This is a genomic window from Bacillus cereus group sp. MG1 (assembly GCF_040460035.1).
Classification (GTDB): Bacteria; Bacillota; Bacilli; order Bacillales; family Bacillaceae_G; genus Bacillus_A; species Bacillus_A cereus.
This window is the reverse complement of record NZ_JARVGY010000003.1, coordinates 267,640-291,616: the sequence shown is the minus strand read 5'-3', so window position 1 is coordinate 291,616 and position 23,977 is coordinate 267,640. Positions and strand designations below refer to the sequence as shown.

The window sequence follows — 23,977 nt, the reverse complement described above, 5'->3', positions numbered from 1 at the left end:
CTCTATTTCAGAGAGGTTTTTTCCTTATCCATCTTTTCTAAATATGTTAACGCATCATCCAGCGTATCTACTGGTACAATTTTCATTTTTGTTTTAATATCCTTTGCAGTCTCAAGTGCATCTTTATAGTTCGATTTCTCCGCACCTTTTTCATTTGGCGCAAAGAACACTTCAGCCCCGGCATCGCTAGCAGCCACCACTTTTTGATTTATACCACCAATTGGGCCCACTTCTCCTTTTTCATTAATTGTACCTGTTCCAGCTATTTCATGTCCTTTCGTTAAGTCTTCTTCCACAAGTTGATTATATATTTCTAATGTGAACATTAAACCTGCGGATGGTCCACCAATTTCATGAGAATTAATTTTCACTTTCGGATCGACCACTAATTCTCTTTCCGTAACGATAGAAACACCTATGCCGACACGCCCATTCCCATTAGGAATCGTCTTTACATTTAAATTCTCTTTCAATTGTTTTCCATTTCTCATGTACTCAATACTTACAGCATCGTTTTCTTTTTTCCCTGTCATATATTCAATAAATTGCTCCGTCTTTTCAAATGTTTTTCCGTCAACAGCTATAATAACATCACCAAGCTTAAGCTTTCCTTCTGACGGCATTCCTTTTGCCACACCAGCAACTAATACACCTTTATTTTCAAAAGATACTGAGCGATTTGCACGTTTATATGCATTATAAATTGCTGCATTTTGCGAATCTTTCATCGCATAATTTTGGCGAAATTGATATTCTTCATCACTCTCACCTTTTTGCAATATTTCTTCCGCTTTCGAAATATGTGTATATTTATTAAACTGTGCCGCTATTAAATTCACCACATTTGCTGGTCCCATTGAAACCGTAACAAGCATAAAATCACCAGATTCTTTCGTTCCACCCTCAACTTGAACATAAGGCTCTAATTTGGCAGCCATTCCTGGTTTTGTTATATAATACGGTAAACGTACGTAAACAAGTAACATCGCCAATATAACCCCTATTAAGATTGCATATATAAACCGAAAACGCTTAAACATTATGTTTCTCCTTCCACTGCTCAATTAATAAATAAATATTTGAAACATGTTTTTCTGCTTCTACTTCTCCAACTCGAATAATGTCTTCAATGTTTGTAAAAGCACGTGAACTAAATTGCTCTACAGCTGGTCGCATCATTAAATCCGATGCAATTTGCCGATTCATTACAAGCTCATGCTGCATAATTTCAATACTTTGTATGATTACGTCATAAATGGACGTAACATCGCCATTCACCTTAATTGGAGATACATCAACAGCGATAACAATATCGGCCCCTAACTCTTTCACAACCGATACTGGGATGCGATCAATGACTCCACCATCCACTAATAATCTTCCATCTATTTTTTCTGGTACAAACACTCCAGGAACAGATATGCTAGCCCTCACCGCATCTGCAACTGGCCCACTTGTAAAAACCACTTTTTCCCCCTTCAATATGTCAGTAGCCACAACAGCCGTCGGGATATCTAACTCTTCTAAATTTTTATTATATGTAAACATTTTAATCATATCTTTGACACGTTTTCCAGCAATAAATCCCATTTTCGGTACCGTGAAATCTAAATAATACTTCCGCTTAAAAACAGATGCCAATTTATACAATCTTTCAACGTTACTACTTGCCGCATAAAACGTACCTATTAGCGCCCCCATACTACTTCCTGCAATCATGTGAATAGGGATACCCGCTTCCCTTAAAACCTTTATTACACCAATATGAGCAAACCCTTTCGCTCCTCCAGACCCAAGCGCTAAACCAATCTTTGGTTCTTTCATTTTTCTCACCCTTTAATTTTTTTCATTCCTTTTTCATACTTATGGTCTAAATTCACTACGTATCCACGTATACTGAAATGAACGTTTTTTGGGACAAAGGGGGATTTACTTACATGTATGAAAAATGGAAAACCGCTTTCCTTACCATATCAACGCTATTTTTAACCTTTTCTCTTGTACTCCACCCCCAAGCCGCTTTGCAAGCTTCTATTCGCGGGTTAAATATATGGTGGGAAGTTGTATTCCCTTCACTACTACCGTTTTTCATCATTGCGGAACTTCTAATTAGTATCGGTGTTGTAAAATTTATTGGCGTTATATTAGAACCACTCATGCGCCCACTTTTTCGCGTTCCAGGGATAGGCGGATTTGTTTGGGCGATGGGAATGGCTTCTGGTTTCCCTGCAGGCGCCAAATTAAGCGCTAGACTACGAAAAAGCAATCTTTTAACTCAGATTGAAGCGGAGCGCCTCGTTTCTTTCACAAATTCTTCCAATCCACTTTTTATTTTCGGTGCTGTGTCTATCGGCTTTTTTAATAATCCGAAATTAGGAATTATATTAGCCGCTGCCCATTATTTCAGTAACTTTGCTGTCGGATTAATTATGCGTTTTTACGGCGATAATACCGCTTACAAAAATAATACACACACTACAAAAAAACGTCGCTTTCAAAACCCTTTTTTAATTCTTCACGAGACACGCTTACAAGAAAAAAGACCAATTGGTAAATTACTTGGGGATGCCATTGTTTCTTCTATTCAAACATTACTTATGATTGGCGGATTTATTATTTTATTCTCTGTGTTAAATAAAATGATTACTGTATTCCACATTACAGCAGCTCTTTCTTTTATTATGCAACATATTTTATCATTCTTCCAACTAAGTACAGATTTTAGTATACCTATATTATCAGGTATTTTCGAAATGACACTCGGAAGCCAAATGATTAGTCAAATAAATGAAACACCGCTCTTACAACAAGCTATGGTAACAAGCTTCATTTTAGCATTTAGCGGCCTTTCTATTCAGGCACAAGTTGCTAGTATATTAGCTGAAACAGATATCCGATTTAAACCCTATTTTTTCGCACGAATTATTCAAAGTATTCTTGCCCCTATTTTTACATTTGTATTTTGGACACCATTTTATGAGAAAGTGAGTTCTTTCTCACCTATGCCAAAAGATATTCCTGTATTTTTATCCGAGCATCCTTCTATACTACATGAAATTTGGACATCTTTTATACATTATGGACCAATTTTTACATTATTTTGTCTATACTTATATGTTATTTTATTATTTTTGCGCACGTATAAAGAAAAACCCCGTTCACTTTAACGGGGTTTGAAACTTTTCTTTTAAAGCACGCTCTACAATAGGAGGTACAAGATCCACTACACTTCCTCCATACCTCGCAACTTCTTTTACAATACTCGAGCTTAAAAATGAATATTGGTTGTTTGTCATAATAAAAAATGTTTCAATATTTTCATCTAATTTTCGATTCATAGAAGTAATTTGCATCTCATATTCAAAATCAGAAACTGCTCGTAAACCACGTAATATTGCATTTGCATTACGCATTTTTGCATACTCTACTAATAGCCCACTATGCGAATCTACCTTTACATTCGGGATATCCTTTGTCGCTTCTCGAATTAGTTCTAATCGCTCTTCAACTGAAAAGAATGGTTTTTTTGATGAATTGTTTAAAACGACTACGTACACCTCATCAAATACTTTTGCTCCCCTTTTAATAATATCCAGATGCCCAAGGGTAATTGGATCAAAACTTCCTGAAGAAATCGCTATACTTGTCATTCTGTCCCCTCACCTTCATACTTATAAATCGATATTGCAGTAATCCCATAATTCTCAGCTCGTACTTTTACAAGCCTTCCTATTGAATTAGGTAAAACTACATCATTACCATGCTCTGCCATAATTAATCCATCACTATGTAGCAATCCATGTTGATCCATTACACTAATTAAAGATACAATTTTTTGCTCTTTATATGGAGGATCTATTAATATAAGATCGAATGACATTTCACGTTTTATTAACGCCTTTACTGCACGTTCAGCATCATTTCGATATACTTCAGCTTGTTCCTGTACCCTACAACTTTCTAAATTTTGATGAATTACTTTTATCGCTTTACTATCCCGATCAACAAAAATTGCTTTATCGATCCCTCTGCTCAAAGCCTCAATTCCAAGACCACCACTACCACCAAATAAATCAAGGGCGATACCACCATCAAAATAAGGACCTATCATATTAAAAATAGATTCTTTTACTTTATCTGTCGTTGGACGTGTTGTATTACCAGGAACCGCTTTAAGTGGGTGTCCTTTACATTTTCCTGAAACTACTCTCATCTGTTGTCACTACCTTTATTTCAATCTATCGAGCGATTATAGAAAGCCATTCCCACTTCGGTAACCGTTAACAAACCACATTCACCTAACTATAGAAAAACTCGGCCTCAAATAACCTCTCGTTATTTTTATGTATTCATCTCATCATTCACTAATATGAACCCAATATGTATATTAGTTCCACTTTATCTTTTTTATCCTATCACAAAATAAAAAAAAGAAAAATAAAAAGCCCAACATAAAATTTAATTTCATTATGTATATCTTCATTTAGATTGGACATAAATAATTATAACAACATCACCTTCGATGTTGTTGCCAACCGCGGAGAAGACTTACGTTTCCCCATAAGTTCTTCCTCCGGTTTCTCCTCTCCCTTTGCCTTCTTACTAGTACATGCTAGTATAAGAAGGGCCCTGCTATGCAGGGTTTTTTTTCTTTGTGTGCTTTTCATTTAAAAAGTGAAATGGTACAGTAAAAGAAAGAGGAGGAAAAGATATGATTCAACGCTTTATAGAACTTGGAGAAGGCTACTCTGATTTATATGAATTACTTGAAATTGCCAAAACAAATCAAGAACGTATAGCACATATGTTACAATTTGAAACGATAAAAAACGATAAAAAAGTGTGTTCGCTTGTTGTAATATTAAAACCAACTACTACTGGTGATTTCCAACCATTATACATATGTCGTGAAGGCATTCCTGTATTTGAAAATAAAAAAAGTAAACGTGTCATTTTATTTGAAGAAACGGCAGAACAACTCGGGAAAAAAGTGGCTACCTTTACTGTAAAACCATCTACAACTTTCCCAGAAAAAGAACTATTTTTTAATCATTTAATTGGTATTTTACGAATGAACAATTTCATTCCTCCGATGAAATAACACGTTATTTCAAGTGAAAAATCCCCCGCTAAATTTAGCAGGGGATTTTTTCTATTAGCTATAATCGTATTCTTTTGCTCGATCAGGACGGGAATTTTCAAATTCCGTTTTTAAATACGGGCGATACGACTGTTCTATCTTTTTCACAAAAGGAAGTTTGTTCAACTTATGCATCATATGCTCAATTTGTTCCATATCACAATATACTACAGCATATTTTAATCGTTTTGATATGTAATGTATGTTACCATATTTCCTTAAAATCTTGGCATGTTTCAATGAATGTAAATAAACAATCATACTTTGTCGTTGCCCGAACATAATCTTCTCCATCTTCTCCTTTTAAAAACATATATTTTATATTCTATGAAAACCAATCAGAAATTTATAACATTACAGGACAAACTCTGTATACGTTTTCTTCCAACTTCTAAAAAACGGGGTACATCACCCCGTTTTTTTACAACCACAACCTCCGCCAGTACCACAACCTCCACCACAGCCACCAGCATCAAAGAATGGATTTCCTGTTGGCACTTTAATGGAAGAAGACACTTCCGAACCGATTGCTACACTAACTTCATCTAATAACTTCTGCAAAGCAGTTTCTGCTCTTTTAAAAGCTGCAACCTTATCATGTAAGTCCACAGAACGCTTTAATTCTCTCATTTTCATCGACACGGTAGTATAGTCAGGATGGTATTTTCCAAAACGCTGTACTTCCTCATACCGTTCTTTCATCGCTGTAAATTGCTGAATTAGCGTCTGAAGTTCCATATCTTCATGTAATTCTCTATAATACTTACGATAATCTTCTGCTATATCTGAACAGATAATCGCTTTTGCAAGCTGCTCTGCCTTATCTAATATTAATACGCTTTCTAGCGTCGCTACAATCATGAGAGACACCTCCGAGTATCCATCATACCACATTTAGATTAGAACTACTAATTGAAGTGACTTACTCAAAAGAAAGATATAACGTAACTATTTTTACACTATATCCGTACACACTTATACATTAATATGTTCCGCTATATTATATTTAAGAACATCCCATTTTCCACTATTTTGTTTCACATAACTAATACACGCATTTTTTAATGGTGTCTTAAATGTAATTTCATCTGGTTCAATGGCATGTAAAATCGCTTTTATCGCGTGTGAGTGAGCAACAATAATAATACGTTTGCCAAAATGAGTTGTCGCAACATCTTCTAAAGCAGCAAAGCAACGAGCTACAATCTCTTCATCTCGCTCCATACCTTCTACTTTACCCTCAGCAATCAACTCTCTAACAGCCGCAACCGGCTTCCCTGAAGCTTCTCCAAAATTCCGTTCAACAAATCGCTCATCTAATAAAATCGATTGTAATCCAACTGCCGTTGCGATTTCATTAGCCGTTTCTTGCGCTCTAATTAACGGGCTACTTATAATGATATCCCACGTTTCTTCTTGTAAAGCAGCTGCACTTTGACTCGCTTGCTTCTTACCAACTTCATTAAGCGGAATATCTTCTCGCCCCTGAATAATTTCTTGAAAATTCCAATCAGTTTGTCCATGTCGTACTAAACAAATTTCCGTCATGCTGCAACTCCTTTTTAAATAATCAACTTCTATTGTAACAAAAGTTCTGCATGACGGACATATTTTTCACTTCCAATTAGGTTGCGTTTTGTTGCTTCATATACTGAAACATATCAATCATGATCGAAGCAACGGCCAATTGATTTTGAAACTTTTCCACTTTATCTGGTATCGTTTTTTTGAAATGTTGCATCGCCGCTAACTCAAAAGCCTCTTTTTCTTCAGGATTTCGTGTTAATTTTCTATACCAGTACGGTTGCTCTCTAATATAACGAGATAAATCCTCATCAGCCTTTATAAACTCCATAATTTCTGCTCTCATCATCTTTCCCCCTAATCCTTTTGAAAGAAAAACGGGTTATTTTCTGAAGTACTTTGCTCTTGCTGCGTACGGTTACCTTGAAATTGCTGAATAACTTGTTGCACGCTCCCAATTGCACTCGTCACATTGGCTAAATGGTTCTGCATTTGTTCCACGTCCAACTTTTTAAAAAAAGAAAGCATTTGCCCCATCACATCAGCAGTTTTTTCCTCTTCAGTTCGATTATCTTTTTCTTTTTTATTTTCTTTTACCGAAGAAAACGCAGGCGCTCCATCCGGTCTATAAGTTGCCCATATTGGATCTTCTTCACCAAGTAAGTACCATTCTTCATAAAATTGTTGCCATGTTTTGTGACCACTTCTAACCTCATGAACCATTTTAGGGTGATGGTTTACAAATTCTTTAAACTGTTGAACCGATGGATGTAACGGTCCTTTTGTTGTTGGCATAATCCTCACCTCTCCATGTATATCTACTATATAGTAAGAAAAAAAAGGCGCATGGTTCGCCTATTTTTAGACGATTCATGCACCTTTTTTTCTGCTATTTGCATACGGTCAGATTCCCACCTACAATTCAGTGAATACGAAGTAACTAATTAGGTGATGTAACACCCCACCGCTTACAGTTTCGCTTTATTTTCGAATAAAGTTTTGTGTATAAAATTTATCGTATACACCAACACCTAATCCTGTAAATTGTTCATTTAATAAATTCTTTCTATGCCCCTCACTATTTAACCAACCTTGCACTGCCGCAATTCCATCACTATGTTGCGCCGCTATGTTCTCACCAGCAAGTTGAAATCCTACTTTCCCGCGCTGCAAACGATCTCCTAGTGTACCTAATGTAGGTGAGTCATGAGAAAAATAATTATTGTCTTTCATATCTTTACTGTGACCAACAGCAACATCTGCTGTTTCCTGATCCCATGTTAATAATGGTAATTTATGACGACTTCGAATGATATTTGTTAAATCAAAAATTTGTTGCATATTCCCATTTTCTACTTGTTTTATTTTTTCTGGAGTCAATGGTTGTTCTGCTATTAATTCACCTGAATAAACGAGCTGATACGGTCTTTGGCGTAATAAAGTTTCATCATCCATATAACGAACACCAACAAGCTCATGTGTAAATTGATCAAAATACAATTGCGCCCATCCATCTTCTACAGGTATTAACGGTTGTTCCATGACTTCGGTATCAGATAGCTCAAATTGATAACTATTTTTCCCTCTTTTTAATGAAATTTCATGCGAAAGCGGACTTTTTTTATATACTTCTTCATATTTTTCATTTATATAATAAGGTGGAACCTTAACTTGTTCACCAGCTGCGTATGCCGTTACAACTTTACGTTCAGAAACTCCAAATTGAACATACTGAGTTAAATCCTGGTTGTATACCCACCATTCATATCCGTATGCAGATGGCTCTATTCGAGAGGGTTCTCCCCACTTCGCTAATAGGTTTTCAGAGTCTTCACCAATCATATTTAAAACAGTGTCTGAGGAGTCTTCCTTAATTTGCTTTTTCTTTTTCACAATTTTATTTTCTTGCTTTGATTGAGATGGGGTTAATATATATTGTGAAACGAGTAATTTCCCGTATAAATCAACAGCTAAAATTAAAAATGTAATCATTACGATACGCAATAATTTCTTCAAACGATATACCTCCTGAACAAAACATAAAATTGAGATATACACAAATCCTTTTCTTTCTTTTTGTGTGTACCGTACTCTTTTCACTATATCATATTTTTGTGAAAAAAGTCTGGATTATCCCTTTTCTCTCAATATGAATTGCACTTTCTTATTATTCATACTATTATAAAAATAATGGTGTAACATTAAAAAAGGAGGTATTATATGCAATTTACAAATACGAAATTTAATGGAGCCGTCGTTGAATTAACTCTTTTAACTGAAATCATGGAAAACAACCACTTCGTACTTGCCGGACAGTGGGATTATGAACGAGTTACATACGATTATAAATTTGAAATATTAAAGGATGTTTATTATTTACGAGTGCAAGGAGTTGCTGTTGAAGGTGACATTGGCAGTAGACACGCTGAAGTAAAACTACTCCCCCCCTTATTAGGAAAACATTATTATCCTCACGGCGTTGAATATGGTGATGATGAGACTTTCCCAACGAATGTACTTCAAAAAAGCGAACAACTCCTACAAAATGTCGAAAAAGAGTTAAAAGAATTTCAAATTATTGATTAACAAAAACAAGCGCATCAATATGATGCGCTTGTTTTATTTCCCTTCCCTAAGAATGAATCGTTTTTTTTACTGGATATCCATAAATAGATCCATCTTTTACTTTAATCTCATCTTCCCAGGGGACCTTATATTTACCTTCAGCTAAATCTTTTACAAACGTATATGGATTTTCTTTCACCCCACCAGGAGTTGCTACATATCCTCTTGAACCTAAATTATATATATTATTTTCCAATCCCCATCCTAATCTAGCCTGATCTGCTAGTTCTGGATATACTTCAGCAGTAACAATCTCCCAAGGATTTCGATGACCCTGTACTAAAGTAGTCCCATCAAAATTACATACTTGTCCTTCACCAAAGTAATAAAATACACCATCATAACCCGCTAAGTTTACCGACAATGTATACATTAAATTTTGCCATGCATTTGAACGATTCGTTAGCATCCATTGTTCACTAACTTGTGTACTATATCCAGAAATACGAATTAAGACATTTGCACCTTTATAGGCCGCTTCACGAGCTACTTCAGGGAACATGCCATCATGACAAATACAAACAGCTAATTTACTTCCTCCAGGTCCATCACAAACAGGTAAGCCTAAATCTCCAGCTTTCCAAGGCTCGACTGGCACCCAAGGATTTAGCTTACGATACTTCAAAATCATTTCACCTTGTGGATCAATAATAACTGCTGTATTATATGGCTCTCCACCATCAGGATTTTTCTCCATTATTGAAAAAACACCATATACTTTAGATTCTTTACATGCCTCAGCAAATAAGTCTGTTTCTGGCCCAGGCACTGTGCATAAAAATTCTTCTGTAGTCCATTTTTTTGTATTGAGCCCTTGTGTACTATATTCAGGAAATACTATCAATTCTAAACCAGGGTAACCTGATTTGGTCGAATGAATTGTTTTTATGATTTGTTGAATTTGTTTATCAATGTCTGCACGCGATTCTACTACTGGTACTGGATATTGAATTAGTGCTGTCAAAAAACCACTAATCGGCTTTACCATACTTCCACTACTACCCATTTAAACTCCCCCTTAAAATAGTTCGTGTTTATTAAAGATAACAATATATATTTGTAACTCTCTAAAAAACTTGCACTACATATGGAATTATTACGCATGAAAGCTAGTAGTAAATTTTATCTCCACTTTTAGTACACGCCTACACTAACTTAACATAAAAAGTTAGAAAATTCAATCTTTTTAAGGTAGCTAAAAAAGAAAAAGCGCATGGAATCCCATACACTTTTTTACTTAATCTGTAAATACGGCGGCAATTGTTGCAACTGCTCCTTATCCTTTTCACGTTCTCTACGTGCCCATCTAAAGAATACATAGCCTATAATTGTACCGTACACTATTTCCTGGACAATTTTCATTATGATACCACCAGTTTGCTGATCTTGTACGACTGGCATCCAGTGCAAAAATTCTGGTCCCGTTATATTTAAATCTGATAAAGTGCCCGCTGGTACACATAGTTCCATCGCTTTCATCCAAGCAGCCGGATCCGTATACGTTGCAAATAACGGGGCTGTCGCAAAAATGATTAACGCACATGCAGGCGTTAATAATATGCCGTTAGCAAACATATAACCAAGTTTCTTTATATCACTTAACGTTTGATATTCTGGTAATGGATTTAACATCGGCCACCACATCATGATTGCTGTAAAAAACAATATAGCGAGACAAATAGGATGAGCTATTTGACTTTGTTTTACTGTATCAAAAACAACTGGTAAATGATAAAAAGAAAACAGGCCGTTAAATACAAACAACGCAATAAGTGGTTTAGCAAATGCCTTTAATATAATTTGAACGAACTTAAAAGAAGTAATGTAACGATATAACCAAATTGGTATACCAAGCAACAGTAACGGTGGAACTGCAATATACATGACTGCCATTTCAAACATATGAGCACTAAATATAATATGGCCAATTAAATCAATAGGCCCTCCCTTTACAAAATATAAAAGAACAATACCAGTCGTAAAATAAAAAATTTGCTTCTTACTTACCTTCGTCGCATTTTCAAATCGCATTCTATATGGTCCAATAATTAAGAAGTACCCAATAAGAATCGAAAGCATAAATAATAAAAAGATTGGACTCCATAAAGCCTGAAAACCAAATATCCACAAGTTACTCATTTTCACACCTGCCTTCGTAAGGTTATCTCATAATATGAAGAGGGAGCTGTGACAACACAAGCTCCCTTATTTTTCACTTTTCAAATCCACACAATTGTCATAAAAGCTAAAATTGTAATTAACCCTATTAGCAGACCAGAGTAAAGAAAGAAACTTGCTGCTTCATGTCCTTTATGACTCATATGCATAAAATAATACAATTGAAAAATTACTTGTACCACTGCTAATAGTAAAATAAACGGTACAGAGAAAATCGGACTAAAAGTTTTTGGATACGCTACTGCTACAAATGCAACTAATGTTAAAAAAATCATTAATGCAAACGTAATAACTTGATGCCTCATTTCCTCCGCACTTTTTCTCTTCCGATAAACAAGATCAACTTTAGGATTATTCGTTTGCTTTATCGCCATTGTTTATCCCACCATTCCCATTAAATATACTACAGTGAAAATAAACACCCAAACTACGTCAATAAAGTGCCAATAAATCGATGCAACATAAAACTTCGGTGCATTGTATAAATTTAGACCTCTCTTCGCATTTCTAAAGATTAATGTTAAAATCCAACATAACCCAAACAATACGTGGAGTCCATGTGTACCAACAAGAGCATAAAACGCAGAGCCAAAGGCACTACTTCTCATAGTATGCTTAAATTCATGTGTATAATGATAAAACTCATATATCTCAAATCCTAAAAACCCTAAACCTAGCAATACTGTTACTAGTAACCAAAGCTGCATTTTCTTAAAGTTAAAGTTTTTCATGTGATACATCGCATATACACTCGTTAAGCTACTCGTTAATAAAAGCATCGTCATAATGAAAACGAGTGGCATTTGGAACATCTCTTGAGATGTTGGTCCACCATTTGTAGAATTCTTTAACGCTAAATATGTTCCGAATAAGGAAGCGAACAACACTGTTTCGCCTCCAAGAAATAGCCAAAAACCGACAAACTTATTTTTCCCTTCAAGGGTTGCTTTTTCAGGCTCTGCTGGAAATGTTTCATTCGTTAATTTTTCATCTACATGCATTATGCCTTGCCCCCCTTATCCTCTAAATCTTCTTTATGAATATGATACCCATGATCATCAATTACTGAACGTAGGAACATTGTGCCAAATGTAATGATTAAACCAATAATTGCTACTAATAACCAGAACTTATCTTTTCCGCCCTGCATATACATCGCACCAAATGCCGCTATAAACAATCCGAAAGAAATGACAAATGGTGAAAACGAAGGATTTGGCATATGAATATCACCAACTGGTTCCGCTGCTGTCATTTCTTTATTACCTTCACGTTTTTCAATCCAAAACGGATCTAATCCGCGAACAAATGGTAATTGTTTAAAGTTATATTCTGGTGTCGGTGCTGGCATTGTCCATTCTAATGTACGTGCATCCCACGGATCACGACCAGCTTTTTCTTTTGATACTGTTGTTTTAATTACATTGAATAGAAGAACAATCGTTCCAAGAGCCATAAACACCGCTCCGATGGAACTAATCATATTCCCCATTTCCAACCCTTGCCCTTCAAGATATGTGTAGTAACGGCGTGGCATACCAATCAAGCCAAGGAAATGCTGAATAAAGAAAGTTAAATGGAAGCCGATAAAGAATAGCCAAAACGTTATCTTTCCTAATGTTTCATTTAATACTTTATTAAACATCAGTGGCCAATAATAATGAGCTCCTGCAAGTAAACCAAATACAACACCGCCAACGATTACATAATGAAAATGTGCTACTACGAAATAGTTATCATGAAATTGATAATCAGCTGGTGCAGATGCTAGCATAACCCCTGTAACTCCACCCATTACGAATGATGGAATGAAAGCTACTGCCCACATCATTGGTGTCGTAAAACGAATACTTCCGCCCCACATTGTAAAGAGCCAGTTGAATATTTTGATACCAGTCGGAACCGCAATCGCCATTGTTGCAACTGAGAAAATAGCATTAGCAACTGGACCAAGTCCAACAGTAAACATATGGTGCGCCCATACCATAAATCCTAAAAATCCAATTAATACAGTCGCAAACACCATCGATGAATAACCAAACAATCGTTTTTTCGAAAATGTTGCGAAGATTTCTGAGAATATTCCGAAAGCTGGGAGTATAAGAATGTATACTTCTGGATGACCGAAAATCCAGAATAAATGCTCCCATATAATTGTATTCCCGCCCAATGCCGGATTAAAGAAACTTGTTCCAAATAAACGATCTAACATTAAAAGTCCTAATCCTACAGTTAACGGCGGAAAAGCGAATAATATAAGCGAAGATGTTACAAATGTTGTCCATGTAAACATCGGCATACGCATATACGTCATTCCTGGAGCGCGCATATTAATAATGGTTACAAGGAAGTTAATTCCTCCAATTAATGTACCAATACCTGAGATTTGCAAGCCGAGTACATAGAAATCAACACCATGACCTTTAGAGGCTAAAGCTAAAGATGCATAAGATGTCCATCCTGCATCAGGTGCTCCACCTAAAAACCAACTTAAATTTAAAAATACTCCACCAAAGAAAAATAACCAAAATCCGAGTGAATTCAAAAACGGGAACGCTACATCACGTGCACCAATTTGAAGTGGTACAGCGGCGTTCATAAATGCAAACACGAGTGGCATAGCTGCGAGGAAAATCATTGTTGTACCGTGCATCGTTAATACTTGATTATAAGCATCCCCAACAAGAAAAGCGTTGTTAGGAATCGCTAATTGAAGGCGAATAAATAGAGCTTCTATTCCGCCTATTACAAAAAACAATCCACCTGCAATTAAATAGAGAATGGCAATCTTTTTATGGTCTACTGTCGTTAAATAATCCCATATGACAGCACCCATCCCCTGTTTTTTTGCTACAGAACTCACGTTTTCAACCTCCCCTTCGCGAATAGTCCCTCTTTACTTTTCAACTTTTAACGTTTGTAAGTATGCATTTAATGCATCAATTTGATCATCCGTTAAGTTGCCATATTTGCCAGTCATTTTGTTTCCTGGCTTCATATTTTCAGGATCTTTCAGCCATTTTTTTAAGTTTTCTTCATTGTTTTCGGCAATACCGGCAACCATATCGCGATCCGCAAAGTTTGCTAAGTTTGGTGCGATACGAGCGGAAGGTGGTCTACTATCATTAGATCCAACTGCGTGACAACCAATACAGCTTTTATTAAATATTTCTTGGCCCTCTTGCGCCTTTGTTGAAGCTACTTCTTTCTTCCCATCAATCTTCTTCATATCAGCAAGCCATTTTTTGTACTCGCTTTCATCTAAAGCTTTCACTTTAAATTGCATTAAAGAATGTGATGGGCCGCAAAATTCTGTACAAAAACCATTATAAGTGCCCGATTTATCTGCCTTTAACCACATTTTGTTCACATTGTCTGTATTTGTATCCATTTTCCCTGCTAAAGATGGAACCCAAAATGAGTGTTTAATATCGGCACCCTTCAAATTTAAATACACTTTCTTACCTGTGGGGATGACCAAATCTTGCGAAGTTACTATCTTTTCTGATTTATAAGAAAATTCCCACCAATAAAGATTCGCTGTTACATCAACAACGATAGTATCTTTATCAATATTCTTTTTCTCCATCGCACTTACATCAGCAAGTTTGAATGTATATGTAACTGTTGGAACAGCTAAGATTAGTAAAAGAATAATCGGAATAACTGTCCATATAATTTCTAGCTTGTGATTCCCTTCAACTTGCTCTGGAATATAATCTTCCTGACCTTTCTTTTGTCGGAAACGCACAATTACATATAAGAAAATAATAGTAACTACTAGTACTACTCCTACCATGATTGCACTCGCCAGTAGAAGTAAATCATATTGCATTTTTGCTACTTCTCCTTGCGGAATTAAAGTAGATTGAAAGGCTTTACCGCATCCCCCTAACAGTAAAGCCAGCAGTGAAACGAACGAAAGCAGTCGCCACTGTTTCTTCATACAAACAACCCCCACTTTCCTTGTGAATTAGATTGTACTTTATAGTTAAGTAAAGTAAATCTCAACGTAAAGAAATCCAATTATGTCGTTGTCTTAGAAGAATGTAACTACAATCATTGATACAAATAAGATTGTTAAATAATTTAGGGAATAAACAAACATTTGCACGGACCATTTGATGTCATCTTTCTTACGGAAGCCATAAAATCCTAAAACGATCCATCCGATGTTAAGCAGTGTTGCAATTACCATAAATGTTATCCCTAGTCCACTCATATAAAATGGTAGTGGTAATAAACATACTGTCCAAATCATAATTTGGCGTTTCGTAATTTCAAATCCATGAACTACAGGAAGCATTGGAATTCCTGCATTTCGATATTCATCAACACGTTTCATTGCTAATGCAAGGAAATGTGGGATTTGCCAAATAAACATAATTAAAAATAACATCCAAGCAATTGGATGGCCTAAAGATGGATCGATTGCTGCCCATCCAATTAAAGGAGGAACTGCACCAGATATACTACCTACAACAGTATTTAGTGTATACTTTCTCTTTGTCCATAAACTATATAGAACAACATATGTGAAAGCACCAATAAATCCCATTAAGACTGCCATTGGTGTTGTTAATAATAAAAATACAAAACCAAGAAGTAATATGACTAGTCCAAATGTAAGTGCAAATCCTGGTTTATACTTTCCAGTAACCGTTGGACGGGTCTTTGTTCTTTCCATTAATGGATCGATGTCTCGATCAATGTAGTTGTTTAAACAACATACCCCTGCCATAATTAATCCTGAACCAACGATTGTAAAGAATAACTTATCCAGATTGTCCATTACACTTAATCCATTAAAGTGTAATGCCAACCAAAATCCTGTAAATACAGTAAGTGTATTTGAGTTTACAATCCCCATTTTAACGAGTGCTTTTAAATCTTGTAACCGAGTTGTTTCCGGTACACTTGTAACAGCGGACTCATCATGCAGCTCACTTGTTGCATGGTTCATCACTCTAACCCCCTCTTAAAACTTTCATCTTTCTTTTTGCGCCTATTTCAAATGAAATAATTCGCTTCTATATAGCAATATTATTACAGTAGAAACATTGTTAACCCATTCTACTACTAATCTACGCCCATACTCCAATATATTAAATCATATTTCCCGAACATTTTGTGAAGAAAACATGAACTTTTTGTGTCGAATATAAAAAACTTCATTCTGACTTGTCCTTATCATAACATGATGTTACCTTCTATAATAAACTATTTTGTCCTATTTAACACGTATTCTCCCCATTTCTTTTCAAAATAGCCTATTTTTCACCCAAAATTTTCCTTGCGAACCCTGTTTTTACACCTATTTTCTCTCCCTTTCCTTCCCCCTCCATTTCTTTGCTATTTTATTATTTTTTATATATCATAGGAACTAGCGCGTTTTATTCTATACATAATGGAATGAAAATATTTCGCAATAACTTCATAGCAGAAAGATGGTGAAAGAGATTGCAACGCTTTATTAAATGGTTAGCAGTCATTACAAGCCTTGATTTATTAATAGTTTTATTAGGAGGCGCTTTAGTTACAAAAACAGGTTCTGGTCAAGGTTGTGGTAAATCATGGCCACTTTGTAACGGTGAATTTGTTCCATCTAATTTATCAATGGAAACTATTATTGAACTTAGCCACCGATTAACATCAGGATCAGCTGGAATTCTTGTCACTCTACTTTGTATTTTGTCCTGGAAATATTATAAACATGTGCGTGAAACAAAAACGTTAGCAATTTTATCCTTCGTATTTTTAGTTGCACAAGCATTAATGGGAGCAGCAGCAGTTGTTTGGGGACAAATGCCAGCTGTACTTGCTATCCATTTCGGTATTTCCTTAATTTCATTTGCTTCTGTCATTTTATTAACGTGTCTTATCTTTGAAATTGACCAAAAATTTGATGCACGTTCACTTATTATGGACAAAAAAATGAAATTTCATATTTATGGTGTAACAATTTACAGTTATATCGTCGTCTACACAGGTGCTTTAGTACGTCACGAACGAGCTAGCTTAGCCTGTCCAGACTTTCCTTTATGTAGCAAAAACAGACCTATGCCAACTCAACTACATGAATGGGTTCAAATGGGCCATAGAGTTGCAGCGATGTTAATTTTCGCTTGGATACTATACGCGATGATTCTCGCTATTCGCCATTACAAGCAGCAATCTGTAGTATATTGGGGATGGATTATTTCATTTATCCTTGTTACACTTCAAGCTGTAGTAGGAGTTTTAGTTGTATTTACAAACGCTAGTTTAGCAATGGCATTGTTACATTCTCTATTCATTTCTTGCTTGTTTGCCGTACTATGCTATTTAGTTATGCTGGGAACAAGAAGTAAAGTGAATGCCAAAGAAGCCGAATCAACTTCTAAACAAACAAAATAATTTAAAACTAAAATCCCTTGCCAATTCGGCAAGGGATTTTTTGCAATAAGAAAAGAGCTGTATTTACACAGCTCTTTTCTTATTTTAGTGATCTAATTCAATAAGTAAATCACCCGTTTGAATCGCATCACCATCGTTAACATATACTTTCTTCACTTTACCATTGAACGGCGCTTGAACTGTCGTTTCCATTTTCATCGCTTCTGTAATTGCCATAGAATCGCCTTTTTTCACTTCGTCGCCTTCTTTTACAACTACTTTAATTACCGTTCCTGGCATCGTTGCACTAATATGATTTGGATTCTCACGGTTTCCTTTCACACGTTGTGCAACTGTTGCTTTTACACTCTCGTCTTTCACGATAATTTCACGTGGTTGACCGTTAAATTCCAAGTAAAGAACACGGTTTCCATCCGACTGAGGTTCTCCAATTGATACTAGTTTAACCATCAATGTTTTACCCTGTTCAATTTCTACATCAATTTCTTCACCTAGTCTCATACCATAGAAGAACGTCGGTGTATCAAGTACAGATACATTTCCATAAAGCTCAGCAACTTTTTCATAATCCATAAATACTTTTGGATATAAAGCATATGCTACTACATCAAAAATCGTTACTTCGCGTCCAAGTTTATGGAATAATTCTTCTTTTAACGCTTCGAAATCTACTGGCTCTAGTAATTCACCTGGTCTTACTGTTAATGGCTCTTTCCCTTTTAAAATAATCTTTTGTAATTCTTTCGGGAAACCACCGTACGGTTGACCTAAATCACCAGAGAACATTTCAACAACAGACCCTGGGAAGTCCATCGCATGTCCACGCTCTAAAACATCTTGTTCTGTTAGATGGTTTTGAACCATAAATAATGCCATATCACCAACAACTTTTGATGATGGTGTTACTTTTACAATATCTCCAAACATGTCATTCACACGGCGGTACATTACTTTCACTTCATCGAAGCGATCTCCTAAACCAACCGCCTTCGCTTGTTGCTGAAGATTACTATACTGCCCACCCGGCATTTCATGCATATATACCTCTGTATGAGGCGCATTCATACCACTTTCAAACGGTGCATAGTATTTGCGTACATCTTCCCAATAGTGAGATAGTTTTTCTAAAGAATCTATATTAACATCTGGTTGTCTTTCGTTTCCGCCTAACGCATAGTATAGCGTGTTCGCACTTGGTTGTGACGTTTGACCAGCCATAGAACTCACTGCTACATCGACGATATCAACACCTGCTTCAATTGCCTTCGTATACGTTAATATACCATTTCCACTCGTATCGTGCGTGTGCAGATGAATTGGAATCGACACTGTCTCTTTTAATGCAGAAACTAAATCATATGCTGCATTTGGTTTTAGTAAGCCCGCCATATCTTTAATACCTAAAATGTGAGCTCCTGATGCTTCTAACTCTTTTGCTAAATTTTTATAATAATTTAAATCATATTTACTACGCAGTGGATCATGAATATCCCCTGTGTAGCACATTGTTGCTTCTGCAATTTTACCAGTGTCTCGTACAGCGTCAATTGCAACTCTCATGCCTTCCACCCAGTTTAAACTATCAAAAATACGGAATACATCAATGCCTGCTTGAGCAGAACATTCCACAAATTTTTGAATTAAATTATCTGGATAGTTTTTGTATCCAACTGCGTTTGAAGAACGAAGTAACATTTGGAATAACACGTTCGGCATTTTTTCACGAAGATCTAGTAATCGTTCCCATGGATCTTCTTTTAAGAAACGATACGCAACATCAAACGTTGCACCGCCCCACATTTCCGCTGAGAATAGGTTCGGTAACATTCTCGCTGTTGGCTCCGCAATTTGATGTAAATCTTTTGTACGAATACGAGTTGCAAGTAATGACTGGTGTGCATCACGGAATGTTGTATCCGTTAAAAGTACACGTTTTTGATCCTGTACCCATTTTACTAATCCGTCCGCTCCACGCTCGTCCAAAATTTGTTTCGTTCCATTTTGGATTGGCTCTGAATGTTTTAAACATGGAATACGAGCATCTGGGAATATTGGTTTTTCTTTTTTCCCTACTCCTGGGAAACCATTTACTGTTACTGTACCAATGTAATTTAACATTTTCGTTCCACGGTCTTTACGTTTCGGGAACAAGAACAATTCAGGTGACGCATCGATAAATGAAGTATCATATTCTCCTGATAAGAAGTTTTTATGCTTTACTACATTCTCTAGGAATGGAATATTTGTTTTAATACCACGAATACGGAATTCTTTTAAGTTACGTTCCATTTTTGCAGCAGCTTGCTCAAAAGTAAGTGCCCAAGTTGTAACTTTTACAAGTAAAGAATCGTAGTACGGTGTAATAACTGCACCTTGGAAGCTATTTCCTGTATCAAGACGCACACCAAAACCACCACCTGATCGATACGCCATAATTTTTCCTGTATCCGGCATAAAATTATTTAGCGGATCTTCAGTTGTTACACGAGATTGAATTGCAAATCCATGTACAACTACTTCCTCTTGCTTCGGAACACCTACCATTTTGCTATGTAATGAATGTCCATCCGCTATTAAAATTTGTGATTGAACAATATCTACTCCCGTAATCATTTCTGTAATCGTATGTTCTACTTGAACACGTGGATTTACTTCAATAAAGTAAAACTCATCATCTTTTACAAGGAATTCTACTGTTCCTGCATTTAAATAGTTTACATTTTTCGTTAACTTCACAGCAGCATCACAAATACGCTGACGCAGATCATCTGAAAGTGATACACTCGGTGCAATTTCTACAACTTTTTGATGACGACGTTGTACAGAACAGTCACGCTCGTATAAATGAACAACATTGCCTTCTTCATCTGCTAAAATTTGTACTTCTATATGTTTAGGTTTTTCAACGAATTTTTCGACGTAAACTTCATCATTACCAAAAGCTGCTTTCGCTTCTGATTTCGCTCGATTATATGATTCTCCTAATTCCTCACTAGTACGCACAATACGCATACCACGACCGCCACCCCCAAGGGATGCTTTAATAATAATCGGGTAATCATACTTTTCAGCAAATTTTTCGACTTCTTCTAATGAATTTACTGGACCATCACTACCAGGTATAACTGGAATTTGTGCTAGCTGCGCTTGTGTTCTTGCTTTCACTTTATCTCCAAACATATCTAAATGCTTACTTTTCGGACCGATAAAGATAATTCCTTCTTCTTCACAACGTTTAGCGAATTGAATATTTTCTGACAAGAAACCATATCCAGGGTGGATTGCATCTACATGATTACTTTTTGCAATCTCAATAATGCCTTCAATATCTAGATAAGCATCAATTGGTTTTTTTCCTTCCCCAACTAAATAGGACTCATCGGCTTTATAGCGATGATAAGAACCACTATCCTCTTTAGAATAGATTGCAACTGTTTTTAATCCAAGTTCCGAACAAGCTCGAAACACACGAATTGCAATCTCTCCACGGTTAGCTACCAATACTTTTTGAATACGTTGCAGCTTTGTCATGATTTTCCCCCTCTACTTTCCTACCACTCTAGAGATAAAATATATACACACCTTAAAAAGCGTGAAGTTCTTCACTTTCCACATTATATTATACTTAGAAAGCTTCACTTTATTTTTATCCATCATACCTTATTTTCTAACAAATGATAAGTTTTCTGTGCAATTTGTTTCACAAAAATAGTATAGCATACCTCTTCCTTTTCTAACAACTTAATTGTATATCACATTTAACTTAATGTGATATACCTTTTAACTGAAAGAGAAATTAGTACATCATATTTAAAACTACTTAAAAATAAAAAACACATCATGCTCTAAAGCACAATGTGTTTTTATTTTACAACTACAAGATGTGGTCCATTTTGTTCTCTTTCTTTCATTACACCATTCTGTTGTTTCTCTTGTCGTTTCACGTGACTAGCAATATTAAGTAGTATTCCCATTGCAAGTAGATTAGCTATTAAAGAACTTCCACCATAACTAATAAACGGTAAAGGCACTCCAGTAAGCGGTATTAATCCAGACATACCACCAACATTAACAAAAGTTTGTACTCCTATTAAACTTGCAATTCCGATTGCAATTAAACTTCCAAAAGGATCGTTACATTTTTGAGCAATCCTGAATGAACGAATAATAATAAGTAGCAAGCAAATTAAAATAATAGCTACACCAATAAAACCTAATTCTTCAGATATAATAGCCATAATAAAATCTGTTTGAGGTTCTGGTAAATAACCATATTTTTGCACACTATTTCCTAATCCTCGACCATTTAGCCCTCCTGAAGCAATTCCAATAAAAGAATTTACTAATTGGAATCCATCATTCTGAGGATCATTGAATGGATCAAGAAAAACTGAAAAACGTGCCTTTTGATATCCACTTAATTTATAATTAGCCAAAAAATATAGAGCTGGAATCCATACTATAGAAGTTAAAACAATTCGTTTAATCCATAAATTAATCCTTACTCCTGAACAAAGAAACATAATCCCTACTGTTCCTGCAATTAACAAATCGGTACCTAAATCATTTTGCTTTAAAATTAAAAACATTGCCATTCCAACAAAACCAAGTGTAAGTCCCGACCCTTTAAAAACAGGTGTATTTGTTTCTTGTCTCCTTGCAAAAAAGCGAGCTAATATAATAATAATCGATAATTTAACAAATTCAGCGGGCTGTATACCTAATATCCAACCTTTTGCACCATTTATTTCCTTACCAAAAATCAAGGCTGCTGCTAGTAAAGCAATACTCCCTAGCCCCATCGCCGATAAAATTATTCGTTTTCTCCAAAACTTATAAGGTAACAAAGCTACAATTACTAACAATACCGTTCCAATAGCTAAAGTTATTAATTGTTTTTTAAAAAAGTAATTTGCCGGCCAGTTATGCCTCGAAATCGCAACAATGGAACTAGAACTATATACCATTATTACTCCCAGCACACATAAGATAACAAGAGGAAGTAATAATGAATAATCCATTGATTTCCATACTTTTTTCATTTCATTTCCTCTTTCTGTTTCAATTTAATTATTGTTGTATTCCATATGTACATTGATTCTTCCTGCTTTATTATACAAATAAAAAGCTCAAACTAATTTAGTTTGAGCCCCCTTATTTGAACCCGTTATTGTTGTTTGTTTGTAAATGCTTCATGAAGTGCAGATAACTCACGTTCGAGCTCACCTAACATTGCTTTCCCTTGTTCTTCTGCAATAAGACCAAGGCGAACCGCAAAATCGACCTCGCGGGATAGTCCAAACATTTGTGTGTCTAACACTTCTTCATATAATGGACATTGCGGCATTGTAAGATGGTCCATTTGCACCTTAATAAGTCTTAAAATCTTCTCTGCATCCGCTTGTAGAAGGGCTAGTGCCTTTTCCTGATGATTTGCTACTGTCTCAGACGCCAAATTGATTCCCTCCGTTTCCGTCCTACTCTCCTCTATCCTATCTATTAATATTAGCGATAGTTTTAATAAATTGCAATAGAAACATTTTTTGTGACAACAGTGTCTAATACTATTATACTGAAAAGTGGGAGTATAACACAAATGGGGGAACAACAATGAGCGAAATTTTATTTATTAACGGAAAAGTACGTTTTCCAATCACTATTGATCCAACTGTTTGGATCTTTGATGATCGAAAAGTAGATTTGACAACTTACTTTGATGAAACTAGAGAAAACACGTCTGAACTAGAAACTTATTTAAAAAACACTTCAGAACATTGGGATCGCGAAATCCGTGATGGTGCCGCTTTTCCTCCAATACAACAAAGTGTGAAGAAATATAAAAAAGAACAGCTGATTACTGGAACATTTGGTATACCATTTCATCCATTTCTTGCTAACGCTGAAATTTTAGAGGACGCTAGGCAAGTTGAAATTGAAACGGTAGATCATACAATGACACTTCCATTAGAAACTGTCAAAAATGCTATACTAGGCTTTTCAAAAGAAGGAAAACCATTAAAAGAAGACGGGCCTGTTCATCTCTATTTCAATGATGGATCTAATCAACAAAATCCAATCCGTAACATCCGTAAATTTACAATTATTTAAAGAAAA

General features: G+C 35.7%; 25 protein-coding genes. 5 read left to right on the top strand and 20 right to left on the bottom strand.

Annotated features, from left to right (window positions below):
- Window positions 1-2: 2 nt before the first annotated feature.
- Window positions 3-1,040: a SepM family pheromone-processing serine protease gene (locus tag QCI79_RS31465; protein WP_000476280.1), complete on the bottom strand. Its 1,038-nt coding sequence runs from the start codon at window positions 1,038-1,040 to the stop codon at window positions 3-5.
- Complete coding sequence (locus tag QCI79_RS31460) at window positions 1,033-1,824, bottom strand: patatin-like phospholipase family protein (protein ID WP_000662587.1); 792 nt, start codon at window positions 1,822-1,824, stop codon at window positions 1,033-1,035. The genes QCI79_RS31465 and QCI79_RS31460 overlap by 8 nt, the downstream gene beginning before the upstream one ends.
- A 113-nt stretch (window positions 1,825-1,937) precedes the next feature.
- Here QCI79_RS31460 and ylbJ point away from each other — a divergent pair, with 113 nt between their 5' ends.
- A complete protein-coding gene (gene ylbJ / locus QCI79_RS31455) occupies window positions 1,938-3,167 on the top strand; it encodes a sporulation integral membrane protein YlbJ (protein WP_000273083.1) in 1,230 nt (409 codons plus the stop codon).
- On the opposite strand, the gene coaD is transcribed toward ylbJ, so the two are convergent.
- Both coaD and rsmD read right to left on the bottom strand, forming a co-directional pair.
- Complete coding sequence (gene coaD / locus QCI79_RS31450) at window positions 3,159-3,650, bottom strand: pantetheine-phosphate adenylyltransferase (RefSeq protein ID WP_000200601.1); 492 nt, start codon at window positions 3,648-3,650, stop codon at window positions 3,159-3,161. The two genes, ylbJ and coaD, sit on opposite strands and share 9 nt — an antisense overlap.
- Complete coding sequence (rsmD, locus tag QCI79_RS31445; RefSeq protein WP_001266979.1) at window positions 3,647-4,213, bottom strand: 16S rRNA (guanine(966)-N(2))-methyltransferase RsmD; 567 nt, start codon at window positions 4,211-4,213, stop codon at window positions 3,647-3,649. The genes coaD and rsmD overlap by 4 nt, the downstream gene beginning before the upstream one ends.
- A gap of 498 nt (window positions 4,214-4,711) precedes the next feature.
- On the opposite strand from rsmD, the gene QCI79_RS31440 reads away from it, so the two are divergent.
- A complete protein-coding gene (locus QCI79_RS31440) occupies window positions 4,712-5,101 on the top strand; it encodes a DUF7147 family protein (RefSeq protein ID WP_000616017.1) in 390 nt (129 codons plus the stop codon).
- Window positions 5,102-5,155: 54 nt separating this feature from the next.
- Here QCI79_RS31440 and QCI79_RS31435 read toward each other — a convergent pair whose 3' ends face one another.
- The 6 genes from QCI79_RS31435 to QCI79_RS31410 all read right to left on the bottom strand — a co-directional run bounded on the left by QCI79_RS31435 (window position 5,156) and on the right by QCI79_RS31410 (window position 8,680).
- Window positions 5,156-5,422 (bottom strand): YlbG family protein, encoded by a 267-nt coding sequence (locus tag QCI79_RS31435; protein ID WP_002082261.1) that lies wholly within the window; start codon window positions 5,420-5,422, stop codon window positions 5,156-5,158.
- 126 nt (window positions 5,423-5,548) lie between these two features.
- Window positions 5,549-6,001: a YlbF/YmcA family competence regulator gene (locus tag QCI79_RS31430; RefSeq protein WP_000634366.1), complete on the bottom strand. Its 453-nt coding sequence runs from the start codon at window positions 5,999-6,001 to the stop codon at window positions 5,549-5,551.
- Between the two features lie 114 nt (window positions 6,002-6,115).
- Window positions 6,116-6,688: a histidine phosphatase family protein gene (locus tag QCI79_RS31425; protein ID WP_000134947.1), complete on the bottom strand. Its 573-nt coding sequence runs from the start codon at window positions 6,686-6,688 to the stop codon at window positions 6,116-6,118.
- A gap of 76 nt (window positions 6,689-6,764) precedes the next feature.
- Complete coding sequence (locus QCI79_RS31420; protein ID WP_001200990.1) at window positions 6,765-7,010, bottom strand: YlbE-like family protein; 246 nt, start codon at window positions 7,008-7,010, stop codon at window positions 6,765-6,767.
- Between the two features lie 11 nt (window positions 7,011-7,021).
- A complete protein-coding gene (locus QCI79_RS31415; RefSeq protein ID WP_001143346.1) occupies window positions 7,022-7,459 on the bottom strand; it encodes a YlbD family protein in 438 nt (145 codons plus the stop codon).
- 186 nt (window positions 7,460-7,645) lie between these two features.
- Window positions 7,646-8,680, bottom strand: coding sequence for a CAP domain-containing protein (locus tag QCI79_RS31410; RefSeq protein ID WP_000735378.1), 1,035 nt, complete (start codon window positions 8,678-8,680; stop codon window positions 7,646-7,648).
- Between the two features lie 204 nt (window positions 8,681-8,884).
- On the opposite strand from QCI79_RS31410, the gene QCI79_RS31405 reads away from it, so the two are divergent.
- On the top strand, window positions 8,885-9,250 hold the full coding sequence (locus QCI79_RS31405; protein ID WP_001160947.1) for a YugN family protein: 366 nt from the start codon (window positions 8,885-8,887) through the stop codon (window positions 9,248-9,250).
- Between the two features lie 46 nt (window positions 9,251-9,296).
- On the opposite strand, the gene QCI79_RS31400 is transcribed toward QCI79_RS31405, so the two are convergent.
- The 7 genes from QCI79_RS31400 to ctaB form a co-directional block, all read right to left on the bottom strand.
- Entirely contained in the window at window positions 9,297-10,295 is a 999-nt protein-coding gene (locus QCI79_RS31400) for a formamidase (protein ID WP_000535802.1), read from the bottom strand.
- A gap of 227 nt (window positions 10,296-10,522) precedes the next feature.
- A complete protein-coding gene (ctaG, locus tag QCI79_RS31395; RefSeq protein ID WP_000069022.1) occupies window positions 10,523-11,428 on the bottom strand; it encodes a cytochrome c oxidase assembly factor CtaG in 906 nt (301 codons plus the stop codon).
- An 80-nt stretch (window positions 11,429-11,508) separates the two neighbouring features.
- Window positions 11,509-11,841: a cytochrome c oxidase subunit IVB gene (gene ctaF / locus QCI79_RS31390; RefSeq protein ID WP_000985706.1), complete on the bottom strand. Its 333-nt coding sequence runs from the start codon at window positions 11,839-11,841 to the stop codon at window positions 11,509-11,511.
- Between the two features lie 3 nt (window positions 11,842-11,844).
- On the bottom strand, window positions 11,845-12,468 hold the full coding sequence (ctaE, locus tag QCI79_RS31385; RefSeq protein ID WP_000557861.1) for a cytochrome c oxidase subunit III: 624 nt from the start codon (window positions 12,466-12,468) through the stop codon (window positions 11,845-11,847).
- Window positions 12,468-14,303, bottom strand: coding sequence for a cytochrome c oxidase subunit I (ctaD, locus tag QCI79_RS31380; RefSeq protein ID WP_153578907.1), 1,836 nt, complete (start codon window positions 14,301-14,303; stop codon window positions 12,468-12,470). Before ctaD ends, ctaE begins: the two co-directional genes overlap by 1 nt.
- A 60-nt stretch (window positions 14,304-14,363) precedes the next feature.
- Window positions 14,364-15,413: a cytochrome c oxidase subunit II gene (gene coxB, locus QCI79_RS31375; RefSeq protein ID WP_000745268.1), complete on the bottom strand. Its 1,050-nt coding sequence runs from the start codon at window positions 15,411-15,413 to the stop codon at window positions 14,364-14,366.
- Between the two features lie 93 nt (window positions 15,414-15,506).
- Window positions 15,507-16,430, bottom strand: a complete 924-nt coding sequence (ctaB, locus tag QCI79_RS31370) for a protoheme IX farnesyltransferase (RefSeq protein ID WP_001015056.1) — start codon at window positions 16,428-16,430, stop codon at window positions 15,507-15,509.
- 497 nt (window positions 16,431-16,927) lie between these two features.
- Between ctaB and ctaA the strand changes: the two genes are divergently transcribed.
- On the top strand, window positions 16,928-17,863 hold the full coding sequence (gene ctaA / locus QCI79_RS31365) for a heme A synthase (RefSeq protein WP_001188747.1): 936 nt from the start codon (window positions 16,928-16,930) through the stop codon (window positions 17,861-17,863).
- A gap of 84 nt (window positions 17,864-17,947) precedes the next feature.
- Here the strand turns inward: ctaA and pyc are convergent, their stop codons facing one another.
- From pyc to QCI79_RS31350, 3 genes are all read right to left on the bottom strand, one after another.
- Window positions 17,948-21,394 (bottom strand): pyruvate carboxylase, encoded by a 3,447-nt coding sequence (gene pyc, locus QCI79_RS31360; protein ID WP_000164088.1) that lies wholly within the window; start codon window positions 21,392-21,394, stop codon window positions 17,948-17,950.
- A 332-nt stretch (window positions 21,395-21,726) separates the two neighbouring features.
- Window positions 21,727-22,905, bottom strand: a complete 1,179-nt coding sequence (locus QCI79_RS31355) for an FtsW/RodA/SpoVE family cell cycle protein (RefSeq protein WP_021727667.1) — start codon at window positions 22,903-22,905, stop codon at window positions 21,727-21,729.
- A gap of 125 nt (window positions 22,906-23,030) precedes the next feature.
- Window positions 23,031-23,318, bottom strand: a complete 288-nt coding sequence (locus QCI79_RS31350) for an Fpa/YlaN family protein (protein WP_000135694.1) — start codon at window positions 23,316-23,318, stop codon at window positions 23,031-23,033.
- A 155-nt stretch (window positions 23,319-23,473) separates the two neighbouring features.
- On the opposite strand from QCI79_RS31350, the gene QCI79_RS31345 reads away from it, so the two are divergent.
- Window positions 23,474-23,971, top strand: a complete 498-nt coding sequence (locus QCI79_RS31345; RefSeq protein WP_001289807.1) for a molybdopterin-binding protein — start codon at window positions 23,474-23,476, stop codon at window positions 23,969-23,971.
- The last annotated feature ends 6 nt before the right edge of the window (window positions 23,972-23,977 follow it).